The sequence below is a fragment of the Bradyrhizobium sp. SPXBL-02 genome (assembly GCF_051853065.1).
GTDB lineage: Bacteria > Pseudomonadota > Alphaproteobacteria > Rhizobiales > Xanthobacteraceae > Bradyrhizobium.
The window spans coordinates 4,754,999-4,768,700 of the sequence record NZ_CP182474.1; the positions used below are offsets into that span (position 1 = coordinate 4,754,999).

At 65.1% G+C, this 13,702-nt stretch carries 9 protein-coding genes; 7 read left to right on the plus strand and 2 right to left on the minus strand.

The genetic code is table 11. The features are described 5' to 3' along the window. Positions 1-92 precede the first annotated feature (92 nt). The 3 genes from ACNJYD_RS22415 to ACNJYD_RS22425 all read left to right on the plus strand — a co-directional run bounded on the left by ACNJYD_RS22415 (position 93) and on the right by ACNJYD_RS22425 (position 4,332). Positions 93-1,289, plus strand: coding sequence for an acetyl-CoA C-acyltransferase (locus ACNJYD_RS22415; RefSeq protein ID WP_212257454.1), 1,197 nt, complete (start codon positions 93-95; stop codon positions 1,287-1,289). 112 nt (positions 1,290-1,401) lie between these two features. Continuing rightward, positions 1,402-2,691: an MFS transporter gene (locus tag ACNJYD_RS22420; protein ID WP_212257453.1), complete on the plus strand. Its 1,290-nt coding sequence runs from the start codon at positions 1,402-1,404 to the stop codon at positions 2,689-2,691. 165 nt (positions 2,692-2,856) lie between these two features. After that, positions 2,857-4,332: an FAD-binding oxidoreductase gene (locus ACNJYD_RS22425; protein ID WP_212257452.1), complete on the plus strand. Its 1,476-nt coding sequence runs from the start codon at positions 2,857-2,859 to the stop codon at positions 4,330-4,332. 907 nt (positions 4,333-5,239) lie between these two features. Here ACNJYD_RS22425 and ACNJYD_RS22430 read toward each other — a convergent pair. Together ACNJYD_RS22430 and ACNJYD_RS22435 are read right to left on the minus strand one after the other, a co-directional pair. Further along, positions 5,240-6,799, minus strand: coding sequence for an acyl-CoA carboxylase subunit beta (locus tag ACNJYD_RS22430; protein WP_212257451.1), 1,560 nt, complete (start codon positions 6,797-6,799; stop codon positions 5,240-5,242). Next, the gene (locus ACNJYD_RS22435) at positions 6,729-7,703 is read right to left on the minus strand and encodes an IclR family transcriptional regulator (protein ID WP_172786337.1); all 975 of its coding nucleotides are present in this window, start codon (positions 7,701-7,703) and stop codon (positions 6,729-6,731) included. The genes ACNJYD_RS22430 and ACNJYD_RS22435 overlap by 71 nt, the downstream gene beginning before the upstream one ends. 95 nt (positions 7,704-7,798) lie before the next feature. Here ACNJYD_RS22435 and ACNJYD_RS22440 point away from each other — a divergent pair, with 95 nt between their 5' ends. From ACNJYD_RS22440 to glsA, 4 genes are all read left to right on the plus strand, one after another. Beyond that, positions 7,799-8,020, plus strand: coding sequence for a biotin/lipoyl-containing protein (locus ACNJYD_RS22440; protein ID WP_036001120.1), 222 nt, complete (start codon positions 7,799-7,801; stop codon positions 8,018-8,020). A 167-nt stretch (positions 8,021-8,187) separates the two neighbouring features. Continuing rightward, on the plus strand, positions 8,188-9,354 hold the full coding sequence (locus tag ACNJYD_RS22445) for a TAXI family TRAP transporter solute-binding subunit (RefSeq protein ID WP_212257450.1): 1,167 nt from the start codon (positions 8,188-8,190) through the stop codon (positions 9,352-9,354). Between the two features lie 243 nt (positions 9,355-9,597). Then, positions 9,598-11,808, plus strand: coding sequence for a TRAP transporter permease (locus tag ACNJYD_RS22450; protein ID WP_439363322.1), 2,211 nt, complete (start codon positions 9,598-9,600; stop codon positions 11,806-11,808). Between the two features lie 21 nt (positions 11,809-11,829). After that, a complete protein-coding gene (gene glsA, locus ACNJYD_RS22455) occupies positions 11,830-13,671 on the plus strand; it encodes a glutaminase A (protein ID WP_439363323.1) in 1,842 nt (613 codons plus the stop codon). Positions 13,672-13,702: the final 31 nt, after the last annotated feature.

The following is a 13,702-nucleotide window of genomic DNA, read 5'->3' on the forward strand; positions in this document are numbered from 1 at the left end:
CACGACATTTTCTCATCCCTGCCGCGGTTGCAATTTTTGCGCCGCATCATATGATGACCGTCATCTTACCTATATTGCCAGGGAGCTCCATCATGGCCGAAGCCGCCGATCCCGTCGTCATCGTCTCCGCCGCACGTACCCCGCTCGGCCGCTTCATGGGCGAATTGTCGCCGCTCCCCGCGCACAAGCTCGGCTCACACGTGATCGGTGCGGCGCTGGAACGCGTCAGGCTTGCGCCCGAGAAGGTCGACGAGGTCTTCATGGGCTGCGTGCTGCCGGCCGGTCAGGGCCAGGCGCCGGCGCGGCAGGCGGCACGGAGCGCCGGACTACCGGACGCCACCGGTGCCACCACCGTCAACAAGGTCTGCGGTTCCGGCATGAAAGCGACGATGCTGGCGCACGACATCATCCGCGCCGGCTCGGCCGACATCGTCGTCTCCGGCGGCATGGAGAGCATGAGCAATGCGCCCTACCTGCTGGCCAAGGCGCGCGGCGGCTATCGCGTCGGCCATGACCGCATCATCGACCACATGATGATGGACGGCCTGGAGGACGCCTACGAGACCGGCCGGTCCATGGGCGATTTCGGCGAGGCCACGGCGGAGGCTTACCAGTTCACTCGCAAGGACCAGGACGCCTATGCGATGGAGACGCTGAGCCGCGCCCGCAAGGCCGTCGAGGGCGGCGCATTCAAGGCCGAGATCGCGCCGATCACGCTGACCGAAAAGGCCGGACCGCGCGTGATCGCCAACGACGAGCATCCGCTGAAGGTCGACCCCGCCAAGATCCCCGGATTGAAACCGGCATTCCGCGCCAACGGCACGATCACGCCGGCCGCCTCCTCCGCCAATGCCGACGGCGCCGCCGCGCTGGTTCTGACCAAGCGCTCGCTTGCCGATCGGGGCGGCCTGCCCGTTCTCGCCGAAATCAAGGGCCACGCCACCCACAGCCAGGAGCCGCAATGGTTCACCACGGCGCCGATCCCGGCGATTCGCAAGCTGCTCGACAAGGTCGGCTGGGCTGCGTCCGATGTCGACCTGTTCGAGATCAACGAGGCCTTCGCCGTGGTGGCGATGGCGGCGCAGCGCGATCTCGGCATTCCCCGCGAGAAGCTCAACATCAACGGCGGCGCCTGCGCGCTGGGCCACCCGATCGGCGCCACAGGGGCGCGGCTGATCGTGACGCTGCTGCATGCGCTCGAGGCCAACAACCTCAAGCGCGGCATTGCGGCACTGTGCATCGGCGGCGGCGAAGCGACCGCCATTGCGGTGGAACGCTCGGCCCGCTGACCGCCAATGTCCGAAATTGAGGGAAGTCTGGCATTTTAGACTTTCCTTGTCTGTGCCAGATTGCAACGATGATGCGGGTCTCTCTGGGGCCCGCCAACCAAATTGAGGCCCAATGATCTCGAACTGGCTCGCGGCAGCACTGTCCCGCCGCAACATCCATTACGGTTGGGTGATGGTCGGCGTGACATTTCTCGCCGCGCTGATCAGCGCCGGCACGGTGGGCGCGCCCGGCGTGTTCATCGTGCCCCTGCAGAAGGAGTTCGGCTGGAGCACGGCGGAGATTTCCTCCGCGTTGTCGATCCGCTTCATCCTGTTCGGGCTGATGGCGCCGTTCGCGGCCGCCCTGCTCAACCGCTATGGCCTGCGCAACGTCACGCTGGCCGCCCAGCTGATCGTGGTCTCGGCGCTCGTGCTCTCGCTCGGCATGACCGAGGTCTGGCAGCTCATTGCTCTCTGGGGCGTGGTGATCGGGATCGGCACCGGCATGACGGCCTTGGTGCTCGGCGCGACCATCGCCACGCGCTGGTTCGCGGCAAGGCGCGGCCTCGTCGTCGGCATCATGACCGCGAGCGTCGCGACCGGCCAGCTCGTGTTCCTGCCGCTGCTCGCAAGCCTCACCGAACGTTTCGGCTGGCGGCTCGCGCTCGGCTTCGTCTGCATCATGCTCGGCGTTTCCGCCCTGGCGGTGCTGCTCGCGATGCGCGACCGCCCCAGCGACGTCGGGCTGCGGCCGTTCGGCGACGAAGGCACCGAGCCGCTGCCCGCGCCGCCGGTCAGCCACGGCTCGATTACGGGCGTTGCGCTCGGCACGTTGCGCGACGCCTCGACATCGACGGCGTTCTGGATCCTGTTCGCGACCTTCTTCGTCTGCGGCGCCTCCACCAACGGCCTCGTGCAAGTGCACCTGATCCCGATGTGCCTCGATTTCGGCATCCCGCAGGTGCAGGCGGCGAGCCTGCTCGCCGCGATGGGCATCTTCGATTTCTTCGGCACGATCATGTCGGGCTGGCTGTCGGACCGTTACGACAACCGCTGGCTCCTGTTCTGGTACTACGGCCTGCGCGGGCTCTCGCTGATCTTCCTGCCGTTCAGCGATTTCTCGTTCTACGGCCTCTCGGTCTTCGCAATGTTCTATGGTCTCGACTGGATCGCAACGGTGCCGCCGACGGTGCGGCTCACTGCGCAAAAGTTCGGGCCCGAGCGCGCCAATCTGGTGTTCGGCTGGATCTTCGCCGGCCATCAGCTCGGCGCCGGCACCGCGGCGTTCGGCGCAGGCTTCTCGCGCACGGTCTACCAGAGCTACCTGCCCGCCTTCTTCATCGCCGGTGCGCTCTGCGTGTTCGCGGCTTTGATCGTGCTGGCGCTGTCGCGGCAGCCGAAACTGCAGCCGGCGACGGCCTGAAGCCGGCTGACGACCCGATCGTGATGGTGACGCCGGACCCGGCGGCGTCACCATCCGCAAGACGCGCTCGGCCACATTCCCGTTAGACTCCTCGCGCCAAACGTGGACAATGCCCTCTGCACGTCACCGTGCGCAGTGCACACCAAGATGCGCCAGAGGAAACAAATGCCGGCTGCCTTCCCGTCGTCCCCACCCGCCATCCCAACCGCCCCCTTGACCGCCGAGATGCGCGATGCGGTGCGCGCGATCGTCGGCGAGAAGGGCCTGATCGAGGACGAGCACGGCAAGCACCCGTTCGTGACGGATTGGCGGGGATTGCTGGTCGGCAGCGCCGGCGCCGTCGTTCGTCCCGGGAGCACCGAGGAGGTCTCGAAAGTGGTCCGGCTCTGCCATGAGCACGGCGTCGCGATCGTGCCGCAGGGCGGCAACACCGGCCTGATGGGCGGGGCGACGCCCTGGCCTGCGCACACCGGCATCGTGCTGTCGCTCGGCCGCATGAACCGCGTGCTGGAGGTCGATCCCGTCGGCTATTCGATGACGGTCGAGGCCGGTTGCGTGTTGCAGACGCTTCAGGAGACCGCAAGCCAGCACGACCGCTTCCTGCCGCTCAGCCTCGGTGCTCAGGGCTCCTGCATGATCGGCGGCAATCTCTCCACCAACGCCGGCGGCGTGCAGGTGCTGCGCTACGGCAATGCCCGCAATCTCGTGCTGGGGCTCGAGGTCGTTCTGCCGAGCGGCGAGGTCTGGGACGGATTGCGCGCGCTCAAGAAGGACAACACCGGCTACGACCTCAAGCACCTGTTCATGGGCGCCGAGGGAACGCTGGGCGTCATCACCAAGGCCGTGCTCAAGCTGTGGCCGGCGCCCAAGGACGTCTGCACGGCGTGGCTGGCGGTCCGCGATCCCCGCGCGGCGCTGGAAATCCTGTCCGAGGCGCACGCGGCATCCGAGGACAATGTCGGCTCCTGCGAGCTGCTCAGCCGGGCCGCCATTGACCTTTCCCTGCGCCACATTCCCGGCACGCAGGATCCGCTGAAGGCGGACACGCCCTGGTATCTGCTGCTGGAATGGTCGTCGGCGCGCCCGCGCCAGGACGGAACCGAGGGCATGTCCGGCAAGATGGAGCAGTTTCTCGCCGATCAACTCGAAGCCGGCCGCGTGCTGGATGCGACGATCGCGCACACATTCGCTCAATCGCGCAACATGTGGCGCATCCGAGAAGCCATGGCGGAGGCCTCCCGCGCCGAAGGACCGGGGATCAGTTTCGACGTGTCGGTTGCGATCTCCAGGATTCCGGAGTTCATCGACAAGGGCCTCAGGGCCGTGCTCGACATTCTCCCGACCATCCGGCCCTATCCGCTCGGGCACATCGGCGACGGCAATTTGCACTTTTCGTTCATGGGGCCGAAGGGCATGGACCAGCAGACGCTGAACCAATACACGGCCGCCATCACGCGGGCCGTGAACGATCTCGTCACCTCCATGGGCGGCTCGATCTCGGCGGAGCACGGCATCGGGATCGACAAGCTCGACGAGCTCAGCCACTACCGCTCCAAGACCGAGCTCGACATCATGCGCACCATCAAACGCGCGCTCGATCCTGAGAACATCATGAATCCCGGCAAGGTGCTCCGGCTGTGATCGACTGCGAGCCCGGCGCCAACAATTTGTTCAGCGTTGGCGGGTCGCAAAGATGTTGCGACCCGCCCGCGATTCCTGGAATGCTATCCGCTGTCCTCAAGCCACCGAGCCGCCGCGCGGATTGACAACCGTATACCCTCGCAATGAGCGCGCGTGGATTCGCGTCGTGCGCCCGCCCGAGTTGGCGTCATAGGCCATCCAGACGTCGCCTCCGAGGTGCTGCTCAAGGACGAAAACGTGTCCTCGTCGCGCAGCAACCATTCCCGGTGCGGGTGATGTCCTGGGAAAGCGGAGCCAGTTGGACGCAAGATTCAATTCCGGCACGATGCGGCCGAACACGCGCAGAGCCGCGCCGCAGCCGCAGAACGAGGAAGGGCAACCGGCCGGACGGCCGCCGACGACGCGAGCGCCGTGAGCACCGGAGACCGTCGCCGGCGTGGTCGTGCCCCCAGCATCAGTCACTGTCAGTTGTGCGGAGCGGTACGCTTGCAGCGTGGGGCTGGAAACCGGCGAAGATCTGGAAGCTAGTGAGGGCCTGGAAGCCCGCTCGCGTCGCGTCTGCGAAAACGAGAAGTCGCAGGGCATGGTGACGTTGCATTCAGGAGCTTGATGAGTTCGGTAAGGGCGCGCTTCCGAAGCGACAGAACCCAAGGCAACGAAGACGCACGCAGAAAATACTCGCTTGAACATTGCAGGACTCCAAATGAGAGACCCTGCCCCGGGCAACGAGAAACCAATAACAGTTTGGCTGAAATGGGCCTAAACAGCGGCTGAAAGTGGTTGCGCTTGCGCGCAACAACTGCAAGATTTCATAGCCTACACGTAGCGCTGGAGATGATTAACTCGCAGCGCACGAATGCTCGATCGGCGCGTCAAGCTCGCGGCACGCAACCAATTCGGATCAATGCTACGGCCGGATCGTCATGTTCTCCGGCGGCCCCACTTTGCGTAGCGGCTCGGCGAGGCGGGCGAACTCGCACAACAGCGAGCGCGTCTTCCTGGGATCAATGATCTCCTCGACCCAGAATTTTTCGGCCGAGCGGAACGGCGAGCGGAGCTTGTTGAGGCGCTCCTCGATCTCCTTCAGCTTGGCCGACTTGTCCTCGGCGGCGTCGATGTCGGCGCGGTAGGCGGCTTCGATGCCGCCTTCGAGCGGGAGCGAGCCCCAATAGGCCGACGGCCAGGCGTAGCGGATCGAGAAGCGGTCGGCCGGCTGATGCACGACACCGGCGACACCGAAGGCGTTGCGCAGGATCACGGTGCACCAGGGCACGGTGGTCTGGTTCACCGCCGCCATGGCGCGCACGCCGTGGCGGATGGTGGCCGCCTTCTCGGCATCGAGACCGATCATGAAGCCCGGGCAGTCCATGAGATAGACCACCGGCAGGTGGAAGGTCTCGGCGAAGTCGACCCAGCGCACCACCTTCTGGCAGGCATCCGCGGTCCAGGAGCCGCCATAGTGAAAGCTGTCGCTGGCGAGCAGCAGCACCGCCCGGCCCTCGAGCCGCGCGAGACCGACGATGATTGGCTTGCCGAAATTCTTCGCGACCTCGAAGAACGAGCCCTTGTCGACGACGGACTCGATGATGGGCCGCATCTTGTAGACCTGCTTGCGATTGCGCGGCACCGCGTTCATCAGCGCTTCGTTGCCACGCTCGGGGTTGTCGGTGCAGGGCAAGGTCGGCGGCAGCTCGTAGACGGAAGACGGCAGGTAGGAAAGAAAGCGCCGCGCGCAGGCGAACGCTTCTTCTTCCGTGTCGACGGCGTGATCGACCGCGCCGGCGCGGGTCTGGATGTCGGCGCCGCCGAGCTCCTCCTTGGTAAGATCCTGCCCCAGCGCCTTCACCACCGGCGGGCCTGCGACGAACATCGCGGACTTCCGGGTCATGATGGAATAGTGGCTGGCGGCAAGACGCGCGGCCCCCAAGCCCGCCACCGAGCCGAGGCCGAGCGCGACCACCGGCACGCGCGAGAGGTTCTCCGTCGTGAAGCGATACCAGCGCGTGCCGCCAATGCCGCCAGGCAGATTGGCCGCGCCCTTGGTCTCGATGGTCTTGACCGAGCCGCCGCCGCCGGAGCCCTCGATGATGCGGACGATGGGCAGGCGGAAATCGTGCGCCATCTCCTCCGCCATGAGCGGCTTGGCCGAGATCGACGCATCCGCCGAGCCGCCGCGCACGGTGAAATCGTCACCGACCACGACCAACGTGCGGCCGTCGACGCGCGCGCGGCCGAACACGCAATTGGCCGGCGTGAGCTTCTTCAGATCGCCGCTGGAATCGTACTCGCCGATGCCGGAGACGGCACCGATCTCGTGAAAGCTGCCTTTGTCGATCAGCTTGTCGATACGCTCCCGAACAGTCAGCCGGCCCTGGTCATGCTGTCGCTTGACCTTGTCAACGCCGCCCATCTCCCGCGCGAAGGCTTCGCGCCGGGCGAGCTCGTCGAGTTCCGGCTTCCAGTTCATTCACTCCCTCCGAATGGATCGGCTTGTTATTGTTGTGCACGGCCATGGCGACCGGCTTACGCGAGATACGGTTGTTGAAGGCGTCGCCTTCCGCCCCTTCCATCAGGCTGCCGAGCGAGCGGCCAAGCTGGAGCATCAGCGGCGCGACTTCGTCGTGCAGACGCTGCTCGTCATACATCGCCGACAGAAGGCCGATCGTGATGACGACGAAGGTCTGGTATTGCGGCGACCAGATCGGCACCGCGAGGCCGTTGATGTGCGGGCTCCAGAGGCCGCAGGCCACGACATAGCCGCGCTCGCGCAGCATCTGCCGGTTGGCCTCGATGCGGGGCTTGAGAATCTTGGCAGCCTCGGGGGCTTCGCGCTCCATGTCTGCGACGAAGGCATCGCCGACTTCCGGCGCCAGGGCCGCGGTGTAGGCCGCGCCTGCGGCGGTCGAGGCCATCGAGATGCGGCTGCCGGTACCCTCGTGCAAGCCGAGCGCGGTCGGCGAACGCGCGAATTGGAGATAGACGAGATGGAAGCGGTCGGGGACGACGAATCCGACCGTGCCCGGCAACTGCTCGGCGACTTCCTGCAGCCGCTGGCGAATCATGCTGCGCAGCTGCGCGCCCTTCATCATCGATGCGCTCATCGCCACCGCGCTCGGGCCGATGCGATACTTCTGATCGCGCGGGAGATACACGAGCTGACCCATGCGGGTCAGCGTGTGCGTGAGCCGCGATACCGTCGAGCGCGGCAGACCGCAGCGATTTGAAATCTCGAGATTGCCGAGTCGCGCCTCGTGGCCCTCGAAGCATCGCAACACGTCGAACGCGCGCGACACCACCTGGATCACATCACCCTCACCGGCTTCACCAGCGAGCGCACCTTGCCTGCTCAACCGCTCCGAACGTCGTCCCATGATCCCTACCGTTATGTTCCGCTCTGCGGAATTAAATTCCACTTGCAGACGACGCTACCTCAGGCATTTTGCGACGACAACAAAAAGGCGATGGCATGCCAGAAATTAAGATCGTCACGGAGGTCGCGGGACGCATCTGCGCAACTCCCGTGCAAGTTGGAGGAACCGTCGCGGATGGCGATGACGTTGTGGTGGTCGAAGCGATGAAGATGGAGATCCCGGTGCCCTCGCCCGCGAACGGAACGATCACATCGCTTCTGGTCAAGGTCGACGACGTCGTTGCCGAGGGACAGGCGATCGCGATCGTCGCGAGTTAAACACGTTGTCCGTTCGTTTCCGCGACAATCTGTCAGTCGCATTCCTGCGTGCGCGGTGCGGCGTTGCCATCGCTTGATCGCGGTGACATGATCGGTTTCAAACAAAACGTTGTTTCAAACAAAGAACGAAAATCCTCGCGCCAAAGCGAGGATCATTGGAGGGAAACATGCTTCGTGGGCTGCTCGTGCTCGCACCTGCCTTGGTGGCGGGCATTTCTTTTGCGTCTACACGCTATTCGTTTGCCGAAGACACCAAGCTGCCGGCGACATTGACGTTCACCGCCTATGACACCGGCACCGCCGGCTTCAACATCGCGGTCGGCGTCGGCAAGATGATGAAGGACAAATACGGCACCGACGTGCGTGTGCTGCCCGCAGGCAACGACGTTGCTCGCCTCGCGCCGCTGCGCGCCAAGCGCGCGGCTTCCGCGGCGATGGGATCGGGCACCTATTTCGCGCAGGAAGGCGTGTTCGAGTTCGGCTCGAAGGAATGGGGGCCGCAGCCGCTGCAGATCCTGCTCTCGTCCGTCGACTGCAATTGCGGCTCGCTCGCGGTCGCCGCCGACACCGGCGTGAAGGAGCTGAAGGACCTCAAGGGCAAGCGCGTCGGCTTCGTGGTCGGCTCGCCTGCGCTGAACCAGAACTCGCTCGCGGTGCTCGCCTTCGCCGGGCTGACCAAGAACGACGTCAAGGCCGTCGAGTTCGCGAGCTACGGGGCGATGTGGAAGGGCCTGATCAACAACGACGTCGATGCCGCCTTCGGCACCACCATCACCGGTCCGGCCAAGGAGGCCGAGACCTCGCCGCGCGGGCTGATCTGGCCGCCGCTGCCCGCCAAGGACAAGGAAGGCTGGGCGCGGATGCAGAAGGTCGGCTCGTTCTTCTTCCCGCAGCTTGCCACCTGCGGCGCCGGCATCTCGCCGGAGAAGCCGGTCGAGCTTGGCAATTATCCCTACCCGATCTTCGTCGCCTATGCCTCGCAATCGGCCGACCAGGTCTACGCCATCACCAAGGCGATGATCGTCAACTACGACGCCTACAAGGATTCCGCGCCCGGCGCCGGCGGGCTCGCGGCCGACCGCCAGACCAAGAACTGGGTGGTGCCGGTGCATCCCGGTGCGGTGAAAGCGCTGAAGGAAGCCGGACAATGGAGCGATGCGCAGGAGGCGCACAACAACCAGCTGATCAAGCGCCAGGAAGTGCTCGGCGCAGCCTGGACCGAATACGGCAAGTCCAATCCGCCGTCGGACGACAAGGCGTTCCTCGACGGCTGGATGAAGGCCCGCGCCGCGGCGCTGGCGAAAGCCGGCATGCCGAATGGGTTCGAGGAATAGAGCGAGATGCTGTCGGGCTTGATCGCTGCCCCGCGAGAAGTGCGCTCCTTCTCCCGCGTGCGAGAGAGGGTTGGGGAAAGGGTGTCTCCACGGTGGGATTCCTCCAGAGGAGAAAGCCCTCACCCGGCGCTGCGCGCCAACCTCTCCCGCACGCGGGAGAGGTTGAGGAGCCTGCGGCGCGACCGCTTCAACCAACAATCGTTCGCCTAGTCGCGACTTTGCAGCCCACGTCCGGGATCGATCATGTCTGCTTCAATCTCCAGTGGCCCCCAGGACGAAGCCAGGCGCGTCGAATTCGCAGATCCGCATCTCGGCGCCGCCGCTGACTTGCAGGAGGCGGAGGTCACGCGCGTGCGCACCCTGAAGGGCGCGTGGCGCTGGGTGCTGATGGCGGCCACGGCGGCCACCATTCTGTTGTGTGTGAACCAGCAATTCTCGCTGCGGTTCTTCATCGACTACACCCAGCTCAACACCGAATATTTCTATCTGTTGATCGCGTTGATGCTGCCGTTCACCTTCCTGATCTTTCCGGGGTCGGACAAGGCGCCGCTCGACCGCATCCCCTGGCATGACCTTGCGCTGTTCGCGGCGACCTTCGGCTCGGCGATCTGGCTGATGCTCAATATCCGCAAGGCGGCGCAGCTCGGCTGGGAGTTCGACGGCGCGCCCACCAACGTCATCGCGGCCGGGCTCGTGATGTGGTTCGTGCTGATGGAGGCGCTGCGGCGCACCGGCGGCTGGAGCCTGCTGCTCAGCGTGCTGCCCTTCACGCTCTATCCGCTGTTTGCGGATTCGAGCTGGCTCGGGCCGTTCCGCGGCACGCAATCGACGCTGCAGCAGACGACCTCCTATCACATGCTCTCCGGCGAGAGCCTGCTCGGCATTCCCATTCAGGCCTTCGCCGACACCGTGATCGGCTTTTTGGTGTTCGGCACCGCGCTGATGATGACGGGCGCCGGAAAATTCTTCATCAATATCGCGTTCGCGATGTGCGGCACCTTCCGCGGCGGCGCGGCAAAGGTCTGTGTGTTCGCATCCGGCCTGCTCGGCACCGTCGGCGGCAGCATCGTCTCCAACGTGCTGACCGCCGGCACGATGACGATCCCCGCGATGAAGAAGACCGGCTTCACGCCGTCCTATTCCGGCGCGATCGAGGCCTGTGCCTCGACCGGCGCGGTGCTGGCGCCACCGGTGCTGGGCGCCACGGCTTTCGTCATGGCGCAGTTCATGAACACAGGCTATGCCGACGTCGCGCTCGCCGCGACCATTCCCTCGATCCTCTATTATGTCGGCCTGTTCGCGCAGGTCGACGCCTATGCCGCCCGCCACAAGCTGAAGGGCCTGCCGCGCGCCGAGCTGCCGCGGTTCTGGGATGCGTTCAAGGAGGGCTGGTACTATCTCTTCGTGATCGTCGTGCTCGTGGTGATGCTGCTCTACTTCAAGCGCGAGAGCCATGCGCCGTTCTATGCCTCCGTGCTGCTGGTGATCCTGCACCAATGGTCGGGTCCGGCGCGCTGGAAGCTCGGAAACACGCTCGTCCTCGCCGGCTCGATCGCGGCGACGGCCGCAATGTTCTGGTATGGCGTGCTCAACGCTGCGCTGTGGGGCATGTGCCTGCTGGCGGCGCTGAACGAATTCTTCCCCGGCAAGAATTGGGGCGGCGCGCGCTGGTTGCAATTCCTCGAGCTCAACGGCAAGACGTTCGTCGAGCTGATCGCGATCCTCGCCGGCTGCGGCCTGTTGATCGGCGCCTTCTCGCTGACCGGTGTGATCTCGAGCCTTGCCAACGATTTGCTCAGCATCGCGGGCGGCGATGCCTTCCTGCTGCTGATCATGTGCGCAATCACCAGCCTGATCCTCGGGCTCGGGCTGACCACGACCTCCTGCTACATCTTCCTCGCCATCCTGGTCGCGCCCGCACTGGAGAAGCTCGGGCTGAACAAGATGGCGGTGCACATGTTCATCTTCTACTGGGGCATGCTGTCCTCGATCACCCCGCCGGTGGCGATCGCCTCTTTCGCCGCGGCCGGCATCGCCGGTGCGCCGGCGATGAAGACGGGCTGGGAGAGCATGTGGGTGGGCAGCATCATCTACTTCATCCCGTTCTTCTTCGTGCTCAACCCGGCGCTGCTGCTCCAGGGCAGCAATCCTTATCTGGAGGCGCTTGGACTCACGGGACTTGCCTGTTTCGGCATCCTCTTCATCTGCGGCGGCATCCAAGGCTACCAGTCCTTCGTCGGCGACTTGCGCCGCGCCGGGATGCTGGAATGGCCGATCCGCGTGCTGCTGGTGATCGGCGGCTTCGTGGTCGCCACCCCCGGCGGCGGCATCATGCCGTTGTCGCAGATGCAAGTGACGCTGCTCGGCCTTGCCATCCTCGTGCCCACGGTTTTGGTCGCCCTGCTGCTAGTTCGCCGGCAGGCCATGGTGCCGGACGGGTTGCGCGCACCTTGATTGCGTTGCACAAGAGGGGCGATGACATCGCCTCTAGCCTCCGCCTGGACCCGCTCGAAACCGCCTTTGCTGCGGTTTCTGAACACATGCCTCAATGAATTTTCGGCTGAAACGTCAGGCCATGTGGCCGACTACATCCCCCAACTGAGCAAGGCCGATCCTGCCTATTTCGGCATCAGCCTGGCGACGCTGGACGGCCATGTCTATGAAGTCGGCGACAGCCGGGTGCCCTTCACCATCCAGTCGATGTCGAAGCCCTTCGTGTTCGCGCTGGCGCTGGACCTGCTCGGCGCCGGCAAGGTCGAAGGCGCGATCGGCGTCGAGCCCTCCGGCGATCCCTTCAACTCGATCCGGCTGAATTCCGAGAACCATCCGTTCAATCCGATGGTCAATGCCGGCGCGATCGCCTGCACCGGGCTGATCTACGACAGCAAGGGTACCGACGCTTTCGAGCAGATCCGCCTTGCGCTCAGCCGTTTTGCGGGACGCGATCTCTCTGTCGACGAAGCGGTCTATGCTTCCGAAAGCCAGACCGGCGACCGTAACCGCGCCATCGGCTATCTGCTCAAGACCAACGCGGTGATCTCGGACAATGTCGCGGGCGTGCTCGACGTCTATTTCCGCCAATGCGCCGTGCTGGTGACCGCGCGCGACATCGCGGTGATGGCGGCGACGCTCGCCAATCGCGGCATCAATCCCGTCACCGGCGAGCAGGTGCTGAGCGCTTACGCGATCTCGCGTACCCTTTCCGTGATGACGTCCTCGGGCATGTACGACTATGCCGGCGAATGGATCTACCGCATCGGCATCCCCGCCAAGAGCGGCGTCGGCGGCGGCATCCTGGCTGCGCTCCCTGCCCGCCTCGGCCTCGGCAGCTATTCACCAAAGCTCGACAAGCACGGCAACAGCGTGCGCGGCATCAAGGTCTGCGAGGCGCTGTCCTCGCATTACGACCTGCACATGCTCAACCGCAGCGACGACGCGCGCAACGCCGTCATCGCGGACTACGATATCGGCAGGAGCCCCTCTCGCCGCGTGCGCCGCCCGCAGGAGCGCGAGATCCTGGCGGCCCACGAGCAGGAGGTCCGGATCATCGAGCTGGTCGGCACGCTGTCGCTGTCGGCGGTCGATTACGTCTCGCGCCGGCTTGCCGGACGACCGCGGCCGCAATTCGTGATCTTCGATCTTCACCGCGTGACCTCAACTACACGCGCCGGCGCACGGCTGGTGGCCGAAGCGTTCGAGGAGCTTGCCGCACTGAACGTGACCGTCGTGCTGTCAGGCGTCCGGCGCGCCTCCAAGGAATGGAACAGCTTGCGGGAATGGACCGCCGAACTGAAGAACGTCCGCGACTTCTATTTGCTCGACACGGCGATCGAATGGGCCGAAGACCAGATCGTCTATCGCTACGGCGGCTCGATCGATTTTCACGAGACCACCGAGCTTGCCGAGCAGCCCCTGTTGAGCGGGCTGAGCGAGGAAGAGCTGACCGATCTCGCCTCGCTCTGCACCATCAGGACCTATCAATCCGGCGCGAAGATTCTCACGGCCGGCGAACCCGCCGACGCCCTTTACTTCCTGCGCAGCGGCGCCGTGCATGTCACGCTGCCCGACGGCGTCAGGCTGGCGACGCTCACCGCCGGCATGGCGTTCGGCGAGATGGCGCTGCTGGAGCAGACCCGCTCCGCCGACGTGTTCGCCGACATGGCCGCGACGGCATGCGAGGTGCCGCTGAAGGATTTCGAGCGCTTCCGCAAGCAGCACCCCCGCGCCAGCGAATGTATCATGCGCAACCTGGCCCAGCTCCTGGCCGACCGCCTGATCGTCGCCAACGCCAAGGTGGATATTCTGACCTCGACGTAATGAACGCCGACGTTGCTCCCCAAGAAGTCGT

Bases quoted from the DNA above. Each gene is read 5' to 3' on its own strand.
- ACNJYD_RS22415 (WP_212257454.1), top strand. From the start codon at position 93: ATGGCCGAAGCCGCCGATCCCGTCGTCATCGTCTCCGCCGCACGTACC.
- ACNJYD_RS22420 (WP_212257453.1), top strand. From the start codon at position 1,402: ATGATCTCGAACTGGCTCGCGGCAGCACTGTCCCGCCGCAACATCCAT.
- ACNJYD_RS22425 (WP_212257452.1), top strand. From the start codon at position 2,857: ATGCCGGCTGCCTTCCCGTCGTCCCCACCCGCCATCCCAACCGCCCCC.
- ACNJYD_RS22430 (WP_212257451.1), bottom strand. From the start codon at position 6,799: ATGAACTGGAAGCCGGAACTCGACGAGCTCGCCCGGCGCGAAGCCTTC.
- ACNJYD_RS22435 (WP_172786337.1), bottom strand. From the start codon at position 7,703: ATGGGACGACGTTCGGAGCGGTTGAGCAGGCAAGGTGCGCTCGCTGGT.
- ACNJYD_RS22440 (WP_036001120.1), top strand. From the start codon at position 7,799: ATGCCAGAAATTAAGATCGTCACGGAGGTCGCGGGACGCATCTGCGCA.
- ACNJYD_RS22445 (WP_212257450.1), top strand. From the start codon at position 8,188: ATGCTTCGTGGGCTGCTCGTGCTCGCACCTGCCTTGGTGGCGGGCATT.
- ACNJYD_RS22450 (WP_439363322.1), top strand. From the start codon at position 9,598: ATGTCTGCTTCAATCTCCAGTGGCCCCCAGGACGAAGCCAGGCGCGTC.
- glsA (WP_439363323.1), top strand. From the start codon at position 11,830: ATGACATCGCCTCTAGCCTCCGCCTGGACCCGCTCGAAACCGCCTTTG.